Origin of the sequence: Delftia sp. JD2 (genome assembly GCF_001682645.1) — a bacterium.
Lineage (GTDB): Bacteria > Pseudomonadota > Gammaproteobacteria > Burkholderiales > Burkholderiaceae_C > Comamonas > Comamonas acidovorans.
Genome location: NZ_LFJT01000007.1, coordinates 66661 through 80738, shown reverse-complemented (window position 1 = coordinate 80738; position 14078 = coordinate 66661). Strand labels below are relative to the sequence as shown.

9 protein-coding genes and 3 tRNA genes are annotated in these 14078 nt (G+C 65.8%); 9 read left to right on the top strand and 3 right to left on the bottom strand.

The genetic code is table 11. The annotated features are described in order from the left end of the window. Positions 1–57: 57 nt before the first annotated feature. The gene (gene polA, locus ACM14_RS05910; RefSeq protein WP_065345616.1) at positions 58–2901 is read right to left on the bottom strand and encodes a DNA polymerase I; all 2844 of its coding nucleotides are present in this window, start codon (positions 2899–2901) and stop codon (positions 58–60) included. Positions 2902–2973: 72 nt separating this feature from the next. Here polA and ACM14_RS05905 point away from each other — a divergent pair, with 72 nt between their 5' ends. The 5 genes from ACM14_RS05905 (at position 2974) to ACM14_RS05885 (ending at position 8574) form a co-directional block, all read left to right on the top strand. After that, positions 2974–3345 carry a hypothetical protein gene (locus ACM14_RS05905; protein WP_013800945.1) on the top strand — a complete coding sequence of 124 codons (372 nt, stop codon included), beginning with the start codon at positions 2974–2976 and terminating at the stop codon, positions 3343–3345. A gap of 125 nt (positions 3346–3470) precedes the next feature. Next, positions 3471–4427, top strand: coding sequence for a homoserine kinase (locus ACM14_RS05900; RefSeq protein ID WP_065345615.1), 957 nt, complete (start codon positions 3471–3473; stop codon positions 4425–4427). Positions 4428–4573: 146 nt separating this feature from the next. Beyond that, positions 4574–5407: a BPSS1780 family membrane protein gene (locus tag ACM14_RS05895; RefSeq protein WP_012207126.1), complete on the top strand. Its 834-nt coding sequence runs from the start codon at positions 4574–4576 to the stop codon at positions 5405–5407. Between the two features lie 306 nt (positions 5408–5713). Continuing rightward, positions 5714–7666 (top strand): PhoX family phosphatase, encoded by a 1953-nt coding sequence (locus ACM14_RS05890; protein WP_065345614.1) that lies wholly within the window; start codon positions 5714–5716, stop codon positions 7664–7666. A gap of 275 nt (positions 7667–7941) precedes the next feature. Beyond that, entirely contained in the window at positions 7942–8574 is a 633-nt protein-coding gene (locus ACM14_RS05885) for a hypothetical protein (protein WP_065345613.1), read from the top strand. A 24-nt stretch (positions 8575–8598) separates the two neighbouring features. On the opposite strand, the gene ACM14_RS05880 is transcribed toward ACM14_RS05885, so the two are convergent. Then, positions 8599–11070 (bottom strand): UvrD-helicase domain-containing protein, encoded by a 2472-nt coding sequence (locus ACM14_RS05880; RefSeq protein WP_065345612.1) that lies wholly within the window; start codon positions 11068–11070, stop codon positions 8599–8601. A 352-nt stretch (positions 11071–11422) separates the two neighbouring features. Here ACM14_RS05880 and ACM14_RS05875 point away from each other — a divergent pair, with 352 nt between their 5' ends. The 4 genes from ACM14_RS05875 (at position 11423) to ACM14_RS05860 (ending at position 12922) form a co-directional block, all read left to right on the top strand. Beyond that, the gene (locus ACM14_RS05875) at positions 11423–12400 is read left to right on the top strand and encodes a GMP reductase (protein WP_013800939.1); all 978 of its coding nucleotides are present in this window, start codon (positions 11423–11425) and stop codon (positions 12398–12400) included. A gap of 184 nt (positions 12401–12584) precedes the next feature. Beyond that, positions 12585–12660, top strand: a tRNA-Lys gene (locus tag ACM14_RS05870). Between the two features lie 55 nt (positions 12661–12715). After that, positions 12716–12791 (top strand) — tRNA-Lys (locus ACM14_RS05865). Between the two features lie 55 nt (positions 12792–12846). Beyond that, a tRNA-Lys gene (locus tag ACM14_RS05860) sits at positions 12847–12922 on the top strand. A gap of 36 nt (positions 12923–12958) precedes the next feature. Here ACM14_RS05860 and ACM14_RS05855 read toward each other — a convergent pair. Next, positions 12959–13957 (bottom strand): TRAP transporter substrate-binding protein, encoded by a 999-nt coding sequence (locus ACM14_RS05855; protein WP_065345611.1) that lies wholly within the window; start codon positions 13955–13957, stop codon positions 12959–12961. Positions 13958–14078: the final 121 nt, after the last annotated feature.

Genomic DNA, 14078 nt, shown 5'->3' with positions numbered 1-14078 from the left:
GCATCTCTCCTTGGTGGTGGTTGAGAACCGGCCAAGTCTACGATGCCTGCGTGAAGCTCAATGCGCCTTGTCCCAGTTGGGTCCCAGGCCCACCTCGGCGAGCAGCGGCACCTTCAGGTCGGCCACGCCGGCCATCAGGCGCGGGATCTCGGTGCGCACCCAGTCCGACTCGCCTTCGGGCAGCTCGAACACCAGTTCGTCGTGCACCTGCATGATGACGCGGACCTCGGACTGCCTGGCATCGAGCTCGGCCTGCACCGCCACCATGGCCTTCTTGATCAGGTCGGCCGCCGTGCCCTGCATGGGCGCGTTGATGGCCTGGCGTTCGGCCGCCTTCTTGCGCGGGCCGCTGCCGCCGTTGATGTCCACCAGGTACAGGCGGCGGCCGAAGACGGTTTCCACGTAGCCGTGGTCGCGCGCGAATTCCACCGTCTCGTCCATATAGCGCTTGACGCCCGGATAGCGCTGGAAATAGCGGTCGATGTAGGCGGCCGCGGCCTTGGTCTCTATGCCCAGGTTCTTGGCCAGGCCAAAGCTGCTCATGCCGTAGATCAGCCCGAAGTTGATGACCTTGGCATAGCGGCGCTGCTCGCTGCTGACCTGCTCCAGCTCCACGTTGAAGACTTCCGATGCCGTGGCACGGTGCACGTCGCGGCCTTCGTGGAAGGCACGCAGCAGGGACTCGTCGCCCGACAGGTGGGCCATGATGCGCAGCTCGATCTGCGAGTAGTCGGCGCTGGCGATCACATGGCCGGGCGCGGCAATGAAGGCCTCGCGCACGCGCCGGCCTTCGGGCGTGCGGATGGGGATGTTCTGCAGGTTGGGGTCGTTGCTGGACAGGCGCCCCGTCACGGCCACGGCCTGGGCGTAGTGCGTGTGCACGCGGCCCGTGCGCGGCAGCGCCAGCTGGGCCAGCTTGTCGGTATAGGTGCCCTTGAGCTTGGACAGGCTGCGGTGCTCCAGCAGCTTGGCGGGCAGCGGATAGTCCTCGGCCAGCTTCTCCAGCACCTCTTCGTCGGTGCTGCGTGCGCCGGTGGCCGTCTTCTTGACCACGGGCATGCCCAGCTTGTCGAAGAAGATTTCGCCCAGCTGCTTGGGGCTGGCCAGGTTGAAGGGCTGGCCCGCGATGTCGTAGGCCTCCTGCTCCAGCTGCACGATGCGCTGGCCCAGGTCGTTGCTCTGCCTGGCCAGCGTGGCGGCATCGATGAGTACGCCGTTGCGCTCTATGCGGAACAGGGCCTCGCTGGTGGCGATCTCCAGCTCGTAGACGCCGCGCAGGCCGTCGTTGGCCTGCAGCTGCGGCCACAGCACGCGGTGCACGTCCAGGGTCTGGTCGGCATCTTCGCAGGCATAGGCGGCAGCCTTGTCCACGGGCACCTGGGCGAACGGGATCTGGTGGGCGCCCTTGCCGCACAGGTCTTCATAGCTGATGCCCGTGCGGTTGGTGTGGCGCAGCGCCAGGCTGGCCAGGCCGTGCGGGCGGTGCACTTCCAGCACATAGCTTTGCAGCATGGTGTCGTGCACATAGCCCTGCACCTCGATGCCGGCATTGGCGAAGACATGGCGGTCGTACTTGACGTGCTGGCCCAGCTTGGGCCGGGCCGCATCCTCCAGCCAGGGCTTGAGGCGCTGCAGCACCTCGTCGGCCGGCAGTTGCTCTGGCGCGTCGGGGCCGGCATGGCGCAGGGGGATGTAGGCAGCGGCGCCGGGCTCCACGCTCAGCGAGATGCCCACGATCTCGGCACGCATCTCGTCCAGCGAGGTGGTTTCGGTATCCAGGGCCGTGAGTTCGGCGGCGTTGATCTTGGCCAGCCACTGGTCGAACGCTTCCCAGGTCAGCACCACGTCATAGTCCAGCGGGCGCTGCTGGACGGCCTCGGCCTCGGTGGTGGCGTCGTCGGATTCGGCCTGCTCCTGGGCAAACATGTCGCCCGTGGACTGGTCGGCACGCGGCTTGGCCGCTGGCTTGCGGCCGGCCTTGACGGCCTCCAGCGCATCGGGCTCGGGCGCGGCACCGCCGAGCATGCGCGCCAGGCCCTTGAAGCCGTAGCGCTCATAGAAGTCGCGCAGCGGCGCGGTATCGGGCTCGCGCGGCGCCAGCGCGTCGAGCACCGGCAGGGTGGGCACTTCGGCGGTCAGGTCGCAGTCGGTCTTCATGGTGACCAACTGGCGGCTCAGCGCCAGCTGGCCCGAGGCGATGGCATCGCGCAGGTTCTGGCCGGCCACGCCCTTGATGCCGTCGGCCGCAGCAATCAGGCCGTCGAGCGAGCCGTGCTCGGCCAACCACTTGACGGCCGTCTTGGGGCCCACCTTGGACACGCCGGGCACATTGTCCACGGCATCGCCGACCAGGGCCTGGTAGTCGATCATCTGCGTGGGCGGCACGCCGAACTCGGCCGTCACGCCGGCCACGTCGCGGCGCTTGCCGCTCATGGTGTCCATCACCATGATGTGGGAGTCCACCAGCTGGGACAGGTCCTTGTCTCCACTGGAGATGACCACGTTCACGCCCTGGGCGGCGGCCGTCTTGGCCAGGGTGCCGATCACGTCGTCGGCCTCCACGCCCTGGATGGCCAGCACGGGCCAGCCCAGCAGGCGCACCACTTCATGGATGGGCTCGATCTGCGAGCGCAGATCGTCGGGCATGGGCGAGCGGTGCGCCTTGTATTCGGGGTAGAGCGTGTCGCGGAAGGTGGGTCCGCTGGTATCGAACACGCAGACGGCGTAGTCGGCCGCCACTTCCTTCCTGATCGCCTGGAGCATGTTGATCATGCCGCGGATGGCGCCCGTGGCAGGGCTTTCCGGGTTGCCGGGCTCGGCGCGCAGGTCCGGCATGGCGTGGTAGGCGCGGTAGAGGTAGCTGGAGCCGTCGATCAGCACCAGGGTCTTGGAATTGCTCATGCGCCGATTGTGCACGCGCCGGCAGGGTGACAGGGCGGGACAGCGCCCGCTGCAAGTTCTACAATGGAGCCTATGCGCGCCGCTCCACTTTTCATCTTCCTGACCCTGGCCGCCAGCTCCGTGCTGGCCCAGAACCCCACGCCTGCCCCGGCTGCCTCCACCGCTCCTGCGGCGGCGACCGAGCAGACCGCGCCGGACACGGCCAAGCCCGAGGGCCGCGACCGAACCAACCAGCGCGTGGAACACATCCATGTGGAAGATGGCGGCAGCCGCGTTGACGAGCTGCGCGTGGGCGGCCAGACCCGCAGCATCACCGTGCAGCCCAAGGTCGGCGACATGCCTTCGTATGAAGTGCAGTCCAACGACGGCGCCCGTTCCTCGCGCAACCGCGGCGATGGCGACGGCACCAACGGCACGCGCGTCTGGAACCTCAAGAAGTTCTGATCCTCACCGGACTGTCCGGGCCCCCGGCCCGGCGGCATCCCAGGGGGCAGCACCTGACGGCGCTGCCCTCTTTCCATATCTGACGACAACGATTTCCGCCGCGCCCTGAAGGCCGGCAATGCAACATGGCCGTTTTCACCGAAGTCTCCGACAAAGACGCGCGCGAGCTGCTGCGCCGCATGTCCCTGGGTTCCTTCAAGGAGCTGCGCGGCATCCAGGGCGGCATAGAGAACACCAACTACTTTCTCACCACCGAACAGGGCGAGTGGGTGCTGACGCTGTTCGAGCGCCTGACGGCCGAGCAACTGCCCTTCTACCTGTACCTGATGAAGCACCTGGCGCAGGCCGGCATTCCCGTGCCCGACCCGCAGGCCGAGACCCGCAGCGGCGACATCCTGCTGAGCGTGTGCGGCAAGCCGGCCTCCATCGTCAACCGCCTGCCCGGCAAGAGCGAGCTGGCGCCCCAGCCCGCGCACTGCGCCGCCGTGGGCGAGATGCTGGCGCGCATGCACCTGGCCGGACGCGACTACGATCGCCAGCAGCCCAATCTGCGCAGCCTGCCCTGGTGGAACGAGACCGTGCCCACGGTCATCCCGCACATAGACGCACCCACGGCCGACCTGCTGCGATCCGAGCTGGCCTTCCAGAACCATGTGGCCGCCTCGCCCGCGTATGCGGCGCTGCCGCGCGGCCCCGTGCACGCCGACCTGTTCCGCGACAACGTGATGTTCGAGGGCGAGCGCCTGACCGGCTTCTTCGACTTCTACTTCGCGGGCGTGGACAGCTGGCTGTTCGACCTGGCCGTGTGCCTCAACGACTGGTGCATCGAACACGCCACCGGCGCCCATGACGCCACCAAGGCCAAGGCCATGATTGATGCCTATCAATCGGTACGCCCCCTGACCGCCGCCGAGCGCGAGCTGTTCAACCCCATGCTGCGCGCGGGCGCGCTGCGCTTTTGGATTTCCCGCCTGTGGGATTTCCACCTGCCGCGCGAGGCCTCCATGCTCGTTCCCCACGACCCCACCCATTTCGAGCGCGTGCTGCGCCAGCGCCTGGCCCACCCGGTGGCGCTGGACTGACGTCCGAAGACCGCCACAGCGCGGCCGACAGAGGGCTTTGCGGTCCACGGGCCGCGCGTCCTCGGGTACAGTCCCCGTTCGGGCGCCAGCGGCGCGGCCCATGCCAGAGGCCATGCCCCATCCAGGCGCCCCGACTTCCTCACCCCATGAAACTTCTCATCGTTCCCGCCCGTACCGGCCTGCAATGGGTGCAGCAGGGCATCCGCACCTTCCGCCAGCAGCCGCTGGCACTGGCGGCGCTGTTCTTTCTGTCGATGGCGGCCATGTCGCTGGTCACGGTGCTGCCGCTGATCGGCCCCGTGATCGCGCTGGGCCTGCTGCCTGCCACCTCGCTGGCCATGATGGTGGCGGCGGCCGAGGCATCGCACGGGCGTGCGCCCACGCCGGCCCTGCTGCTGGTGGCCTTTCGTACCGGGCGCCAGCGCCTGAACTCCATGCTCACGCTGGGCGCCATGTATGCGGCAGGCTTCCTGCTGATCATGGGCCTGTCCATGCTGGTGGACGACGGCCAGTTTGCCAATGTCTACCTGGGCGGCGAGCCGCTGACGCGCGAGATCGCCGAGTCGCCCGACTTCCAGGCCGCCATGTGGCTGAGCATGGGCCTGTACCTGCCGCTGTCCCTGCTGTTCTGGCACGCGCCGGGGCTGGTGCACTGGCACAACGTGCCCCCGGTCAAGGCCGTGTTCTTCAGCCTGGTGGCCTGTGTGCGCAACATCGGCGCGCTGGTGGTCTTCGGCCTGAGCTGGATGGGCGTGTTCATCGTGGCCGGCATCGTGATGGCCCTGATCTCGGCCGTGCTGGCCCAGGTGCTGGGCAGCATTGCCAACGGCCTGATGATCGGCACGGCCATGCTGCTGGCCGCCATGTTCTTCACCTCCATCGTCTTCACCTTCCGTGACTGCTTTGCAGCGCCCGATGAAAGCGATGGCAGCGACGCCATCGGCACCGAGCCGCCTGCGCCACCCGGACTGTCAGGCTGAGCGCTTCGCCACTGCACCCCACAAAGCCCCTTTCAAGGGGCTTTTTCTTTGGACCTTTCTTCGGACCCTTCTTCGGCTCCCTCTTCGCGCCTCTTCTTTGTTTTTTTGACTGGCCGTATCGCCTGGCACCCCTCGCCTGGCGGCTGTCATATGACGCTGTCACGGTTTCGTCATGCGGATGCCATCGCTCTGTCACACCGGCTGCCTAGCATGCCGTGCGGATGTCAAGCCAGCGAGTGCGCGGCGGCATCCCGGCCCATCCCGCCCCTGATGGGTTGACGCTGACAAACCCATAACGGAAGCCCCATGTCCCAATCCACGATGCTCTCCCGCCGCAAGGCGCTGCAATTCCTGACCGGCGCCCCCCTGCTGCCGCTCGGCTCCGCCGTGTCCGCCACCGGCCTGCTGACCGCCTGCGGCGGCAGTGACGACGGCCCCGCGAAGAACTATGTGGCGGCCAGCTTCACCTCCATGGCAGCGCCCACGCTGGCCAACCCCCAGGCCATGGCCAAGATGACCGTGGCCTCGCAGCTCAAGGTGCAGTTCAGCGACAACAGCGAGCAGAGCTTCGACCTGGGCTACCAGCCCTTCTTCGTGACCGGCGATGAAGTGTCCGACGGCAAGGGCGGCAAGATCCTGGCCGGCGGCTACTACGACATCAACAACAACAAGATCATCGACCGCACCGTGGCCGGCAGCGAGCGCCACTTCTTCTCCGATTCGCCCGACGGCACCTCGCTGCTGACCGTGCCCAATGCCAAGGTGGACGGCGTCAAGGGCAAGCCCGTGTTCGCCGTGGTGCAGTTCGAATACACCACCTGGGCGCAGGACGGCAAGACCGACATGTACGGCAAGCTGCCTTCGCCCATCGCCGTGCTGACGCTGGACCAGGACCAGACCACGGGCAAGCTCAGCCTGGTCAAGTACCACAACGTGGACACCTCCAAGGTGCACGGCCTGTGGATCACCTGCGGCGCCAGCCTGTCGCCCTGGGGCACCCATCTGTCCAGCGAAGAGTACGAGCCCGACGCCTTCGCCACCGGCAATGCCCAGCTGCTGGCCTTCAGCCAGAACCTGTATGGCGACCAGAACAAGGCCAACCCCTACCACTACGGCCACATGCCCGAAGTGACGGTCAACGTGGACGGCACGGCCAGCATCAAGAAGCATTTCTGCATGGGCCGCATCTCGCACGAGCTGGTCCAGGTCATGCCCGACCAGCGCACGGCGCTGATGGGCGACGACGCCACCAACAGCGGCTACTTCGTCTTCGTGGCCGACAAGGAAAAGGACCTGTCCTCGGGTTCGCTGTACGTGGCCAAGGTGGGCGCGGGCTTCTCCATCGACCCCGCATCGGGCAGCGCCGCCGCGCTGACCTGGATCAAGCTGGGCTCGGCCACCAGCGCCGAGATCGAGCAGCTGGCCAACACGCTCAAGCCCACGGACATCATGACCGTGGCCAAGACCGATCCGAGCGACGCCAGCTACACCAAGATCACGGCCAACGGCAAGGTCGAGTGGATCAAGATCAACCCCGGCATGGACAAGGCTGCCGCCTTCCTGGAAACCCACCGCTACGCAGCCTTCAAGGGCGCGAGCATGGGCTTCACCAAGATGGAAGGCACGACCGTCAACGCCAAGGACAAGGTGGCCTACTCGGCCCTGCAGAACTGCGAAAAGTCCATGGTGGCCGGTGATGCGCTGAACGTGGCCGGCAACGGCGTGTCCATCCCCAAGCAGCTCAAGGCCGGCGCCGTGATGGCACTGAACCTGCGCGGCGGCCAGAAGGACACGGCAGGCGCCGCCATCAACAGCGAGTGGATGCCCGTGGACACCAAGGCCCTGCTGGCCGGCGAAGACATCAGCGCCGACGCGCTGGGCAACACCGGCAACCCGAACAAGATCTGCAATCCCGACAACCTCAAGTTCTCGGAGAAGATGCGCACCCTGTTCATCGGAGAGGACAGCGGCCAGCACGTGAACAACTTCCTGTGGGCCTACAACATCGACACCAAGCAGCTGTCGCGCCTGATGTCGATTCCCGCAGGCGGCGAATCCACCGGCCTGCATGCCGTGGACGAGATCAACGGCTGGACCTACATCATGAGCAACTTCCAGCACGCCGGTGACTGGGGCGCCATCCACAACGTGGTCAAGCCCACGCTGGACCCGCTGATCAGCGCCAACTATCGCGGCAAGTTCGGCGCCGCCGTCGGCTACCTGACCGGCTCCGCTGCCCAGCCCAAGCTGTCGGCCTGACCGCTGCCCCAGCGCCCCGCCGCCCTGCGGCGCGTGGCGCAGCCACACAAAGGCCATGGATTTCCATGGCCTTTTTGCATGTCTGCGTCGCAATTGCATGGATGTCATGAACCCGACTCTTAGCGTGCAAAACAAGAGTCATTCTCACCTGATCGCTATAATTTCTGATGCATTGCGGCGTCGCTCGTCCGCCATCGCACCATCTTCAGCCCCGCCGGATCACGCCCCTCAAGGCCCGGCAGGCGCACGCAGAGCCACACCACAGGAGAGACTCCATGACCGAACCTTCCCGCATCCTTCGCAGCACCGCCGCGTGGCTGGCCGCCGCCGCCGCACTGGCGGTGCCGGCCGCGCATGCCGACTATCTCTGGCTGCAGCAGGACGCAGGACAGGCCCGGGCCTATGCCGGAGAGCTGCGCAAGCCGCTGCAACAGCTGCCGGCCCTGGAAGACGCCAAGCAGGTCCTGCCCGACGGCAAGAGCCTTCCCCTGAAGGCCGATGCCAATCATTTCACCGCGGACGCAGGCCAGGGCGATGTGCGCATCGCCGCCACGCGCCCCGGCGCCAATGGCGTGCTGACCTACTACCAGGCCCGTTTCGGCCGCAACGACACCAAGGCCGTGAACGATCTGGAGCTGGTGCCCACCACGGCGGGCGGCGATACGTTCCAGCTGGTGTTCAAGGGCCGCAAGGTCGCGGCCAGCCAGGTCAACGTGCAGACCAGCGAGGGCTGGTACCGCACGCTCACGCCATCGCAGGACGGCACGGTGAGCTTCAAGCCCTACTTCCCGGGCCTGTACGTGCTGGAGGTGACGGCGCGCGTGGACAACGGCTCGGTCACGCTGGACGGCAAGAAATACACCGACGTGCGCCACACCACGACGCTGAGCTTCGAAGTCAAGCCCTGAGCGCCGGGCGCGGCAGCCCGCGCCTCACTCCACGACCGTGAGCTTGGCAATGGAAAGCGCCAGCCACTTCGTGCCGTGGCGCCCAAAGCTGACCTGGGCGCGCGCGTCGTCGCCCGTGCCTTCCAGGGCCAGCACCTTGCCTTCGCCGAACTTGTTGTGGAACACGTTCAGGCCCACGCGCAGGCCGTGGCCCGGAGCGGCCTTTTGCGGCGGCACGGGCGGGCTGGCGAAGACCTCGCTGCGCCAGCCTTCGGCCTTGTTGCCGAAGCCGCCGCGATCGCGTGAACCATAGCCGCCGCCACCACCGCCGCCACCGGGGCGGGGCGCGTAGCTGCCAAAGCCGCCCTGCTTGGGGGTGATCCACTTGAGCGCCTCATCGGGCAGCTCATCGAAGAAGCGGCTCTTGACGTTGTAGCGCGTCTGCCCGTGCAGCATGCGCGTCTGCGAATGGCTCAGGTACAGGCGCTTGCGCGCGCGGGTGATGGCCACATAGGCCAGGCGGCGCTCTTCCTCCAGGCCGCCGCGGTCCATCATGGCGTTCTCATGCGGGAACAGGCCCTCTTCCACGCCGCCGATGAAGACGGCGTCGAACTCCAGCCCCTTGGAGGCATGCACGGTCATCAGCTGCACGGCGTCCTGGCCGGCCTGGGCCTGGTTGTCGCCAGCCTCCAGCGCCGCGTGCGTCAGGAAGGCGGCCAGCGGCGACAGGGTCTCGCCGGTATCGGCATCGACCATGCCGGCCACGGTGCCGGCCGGCGGCGTGAGCGGCGTGTCCAGCAGCGGCAGCGCAGGGTCCAGGCCCTGGCTGGCGGGACTTTGCGTCAGCGCCCTGGCGCCGTCGTGCTCGTCCAGCGGCAGGGCCACGGCGTCGCGGCCAAAGCCCTCCTGGGTGACAAAGCTCTCGGCCGCGTTCACGAGTTCCTGCAGGTTCTCGATGCGGTCGGCGCCTTCCTTTTCGTTGCGGTAGTGCTCGAGCAGGCCGCTTTCTTCCTCGATGGCCTCGATGATCTCGCGCAGCGTGCGGCCCTGGGTCTGCTCGCGCAGCACGTCGATCTTGGCGACAAAGCCTGCGAGCTTGGTGCCCGGCGCGCCCGGCACCGCCGAGACGGCATCGTGCAGCGAGCAGCCCGCGCTGCGCGCCGCGTCCTGCAGCGTCTCCACGCTGCGCGCGCCGATGCCGCGCGGCGGGAAGTTCACCACGCGCAGAAAGCTGGTGTCGTCGTGCGGGTTCTCCAGCAGGCGCAGGTAGGCCAGCGCATGCTTGATTTCGGCGCGCTCGAAAAAGCGCAGCCCGCCGTACACGCGGTAGGGAATGGCGGCATTGAACAGCTGCGATTCGATCACCCGGCTTTGCGCATTGCTGCGGTAGAGCACGGCGATTTCCTGGCGCTGCCAGCCGTCCTTTTTCACGAGCTGCTGGATTTCCTCGACCATCCACTGCGCCTCGGCCATGTCGGTGGGCGCCTCGTAGATGCGCACGGGCTCGCCCGGGCCCTGGGTGGTGCGCAGGTTCTTGCCCAGGCGCTGGCTGTTGTGGCTGATGAGCGCGTTGGCGCAGTCCAGGATATTGCTGTAGGAGCGGTAGTTCTGCTCCAGCTTGATCTGCTGGCGCACGTCGAACTCGCGCACGAAGTCCTGCATGTTGCCCACGCGCGCACCGCGAAAGGCGTAGATGCTCTGGTCGTCGTCGCCCACGGCGATCACGCTGCCCATGGCCTGCAGGCGGCCATCCACCATGTCGCCCGCCAGCTGCTTGAGCCACTGGTACTGCAGCTTGTTGGTGTCCTGGAACTCGTCCACCATGATGTGGCGAAAGCGCCGCTGGTAGTGGGCGCGCAGCGCGGCATCGTCGCGCAGCAGCTCATAGGAGCGCAGCATCAGCTCGCCGAAATCGACCACGCCCTCGCGCTGGCACTGCTCCTCGTAGAGCTGGTAGATCTCGACCTTCTTGCGCGTATCGGGATCATTGGCCACCACGTCGCCGGGGCGCATGCCCTCTTCCTTGCAGCCGGCAATGAAGTACTGCAGCTGCTTGGGCGGGAAGCGCTCGTCGTCCACGTTGAACTGCTTGCACAGGCGCTTGACGGCCGACAGCTGGTCCTGCGTGTCCAGGATCTGGAAGGTGGACGACAGCTTTGCCGCCTGGTGGTGGGCGCGCAGCAGCCGGTTGCACAGGCCGTGGAAGGTGCCGATCCACATGCCGCGCACGTTGTAGGGCAGCATGGCCGACAGGCGGGCCAGCATTTCCTTGGCCGCCTTGTTGGTGAAGGTCACGGCCAGGATGGAGCCCGGCGTGGCCTGGCCCGTCTGCAGCAGCCAGGCGATGCGCGTGGTCAGCACCCGCGTCTTGCCCGAGCCCGCGCCGGCCAGGATCAGCGCGTGGCCGGCCGGAAGCGTGACGGCAGCGAGCTGCTCCTCATTGAGGTGGGTCAGCAAAGGGGAGTTGGGGGCGGGCGCGGCACCGGAGGCGCCGTCGAGCAGATCGATCGGGAACATCCTGGCATTGTAGAAAGCACCTCGCTCCCCAGGGAAACCGATGCCGCATTTCCCGCAATCGGCCCGAAATCTGCCCGCGATCTGCCCACAATAGGCCCGCGCGGCGCGCCCTTGCAGGTTCATAACGCCATCCCTATAACCGCTATATCGACAGGGTGCCCAGGCCCGTCGCCGGCAACGTATAGAATCAATCACCGGGCCCAAGTTTCTTGCGGTCCGGTTTTTTGTGCCCGGGCCACAGCCGCCCTGGCGACGCGGCCCGCCCGCGCCGCCCGCAAGACCGGCCTCCAAGCCAAGCGCCCCATCGCGGAGGGATGTTCCTGCCGCGACCTTTCATGGAGCTTGGAATCAAATGGAAATCTTCGACTACGACAACATCCTGCTGCTGCCGCGCAAGTGCCGCGTGGAAAGCCGCTCGGAGTGTGATGCCAGCGTGGAGCTGGGCGGTCGGTCCTTCCGCATCCCGGCCGTGCCGGCCAACATGAAGACGGTGGTGGATGAGAGCATCTGCACCTGGCTGGCCCAGAACGGCTACTTCTACGTGATGCACCGCTTTGACCTGGACAACGTGCAATTCGTGCGCGAGATGCAGGGCAAGGGCTGCTTCGCCTCCATTTCGCTGGGCGTCAAGAAGCCCGACTACGACACCGTGGACCGCTTCGTCGCCGAAGGCCTGTGCCCCGAATACATCACCATCGACATCGCCCACGGCCATGCCGACAGCGTGAAGAACATGATCGGCTACCTCAAGGAAAAGCTGCCCAAGTCCTTCGTGATCGCCGGCAACGTGGGCACGCCCGAAGCCGTGATCGACCTGGAGAACTGGGGCGCTGACGCCACCAAGGTCGGCATCGGCCCCGGCAAGGTCTGCATCACCAAGCTCAAGACGGGCTTTGGCACGGGCGGCTGGCAGCTGTCGGCGCTCAAGTGGTGCGCGCGCGTGGCGACCAAGCCCATCATTGCCGATGGCGGCATCCGCAGCCACGGCGACATCGCCAAGAGCGTGCGCTTTGGCGCCACCATGGTGATGATCGGCTCGCTGTTCGCGGGCCACGAGGAATCGCCGGGCCAGACCGTCGAGGAAAACGGCCAACGCTTCAAGGAGTACTACGGCTCGGCCTCGGACTTCAACAAGGGCGAGTACAAGCACGTGGAGGGCAAGCGCATCCTCGAACCCGTCAAGGGCCTTCTGGCCAACACCCTGATCGAGATGGAGCAGGACGTGCAAAGCTCGATCAGCTACTCCGGCGGCAAGAAGCTGATGGACATCCGCAAGGTCAACTACGTGATCCTGGGCGGTGACAACGCAGGCGAACATCTGCTGATGTAAGCGCGCTGCGCGCCAGCACCCCAAAGGCGGCCTCGGCCGCCTTTTTTGCGGCTGCGCACCGCGTGGCACGCGGGCCCGGCTCAGTGCCACCAGGCCATGAACTAAAAATTTGGCGCGTCTTCCTGCAAGCGCACAAAAAATGCCGCATAATTGCGGTCTCGTTTGCAGCGCAGACTTGTTTTTGGGGCTCTTAGCTCAGCTGGTAGAGCAGCGGACTCTTAATCCGTTGGTCGAGTGTTCGAATCACTCAGGGCCCACCAAAAATTCCTTTTCAGCCTGGATTCATCCAGGCTGATTCCTTCGGAATACCCGAGGGGGCTCTTAGCTCAGCTGGTAGAGCAGCGGACTCTTAATCCGTTGGTCGAGTGTTCGAATCACTCAGGGCCCACCAAAAATTCCTTTTCAGCCTGGATTCATCCAGGCTGATTCCTTCGGAATACCCGAGGGGGCTCTTAGCTCAGCTGGTAGAGCAGCGGACTCTTAATCCGTTGGTCGAGTGTTCGAATCACTCAGGGCCCACCACCAATACCCAGAACAAGGCACTCGGCGCGACAGCGCTCAGTGCCTTTTCTTGTTGTATTCCATCAGCACAGACATATTGCTGCTGCCAGCCTTGGCCACCCACTCCCGGCCAAAGCGCTCCCCCATCAAATCCAGCATGCGGCGCAGGTCCGCCGATGGCGTGGCCACGGACATCTTGTTGTCGACAAGAACCTTCTTGCCCAGCTCATCGGCCTGCTGGGCCAGCGCCCAGCCTTCTTTCTCGGCCAGCGCGGCGGCGCGGCTGATGGCCTGGCGTTCCGGCTCGGCAAAGCCCTTCCAGGCAAGTTCGCTGACGCACAACATGTTCTTGGGAATCCAGGCCTTGATGTCCAGAAACACCTTCATGGTCTTCCAAGCTTGGCTGTCGACGCCGGTGGCACTGGATGAAACCATGGCGTCAATACCTCCCTGCTCCAGCACCATGCCAAGATCACCGGCCGCGAGCACCACCGGCTGCGCTCCCCAGAGTTCAGCCAGCCGCTTGGTCGCATCGCTTTGCACACGCAGCCTGAGCCCCCTGAGATCCACGATGCTGTTGACCGGGCGCCGGCAGAACAGGCCCTGCGCCGGCCAAGGCACGGCAAACAGCAGGCGCACACCCTGCTGAGCCAGCAAAAACTCCTGCAGCACGGGACGGGTCAGTTGCCACAGGTGCGCAGCCTCGTCAAAGCCACGCACGATGAAAGGCAGCGAGTCCATGGCCAGCAGCGGATGGATATCCACATAGGACGACATGAGAACTTCGCCGAACTGGATTTCATTGCGCTTGAGCGCAGGAAGCACCTGCGCCATGGGCTTGAGCGCAGAGTTGGACACCACATCGATCTCCAGCGCCTGCTGGGTATCGGCACCCACGCGCGCCGCGAAGTTGCGCAGATTCTGCGTGTGAAAGATGCCATCGCCATAGGCCGCCGAGAGCTGCAGTCGGCGGCCCTTGGACCAGGCAGCGCCGGCGGTCAGTTGCAACGCAGCCGGGGCCAGACCCGATATCAACGTGCGGCGAGAAACAGTCATGAAAGATCCTTGGCGAAAGCGCCCAGAACCATGCCATCCCCCCACGGCGGACCTGTGCATGCTGGCGCAAAAGATAAATTCTATCGATATTTACATCATTTAGATACAAACTATCGACCCA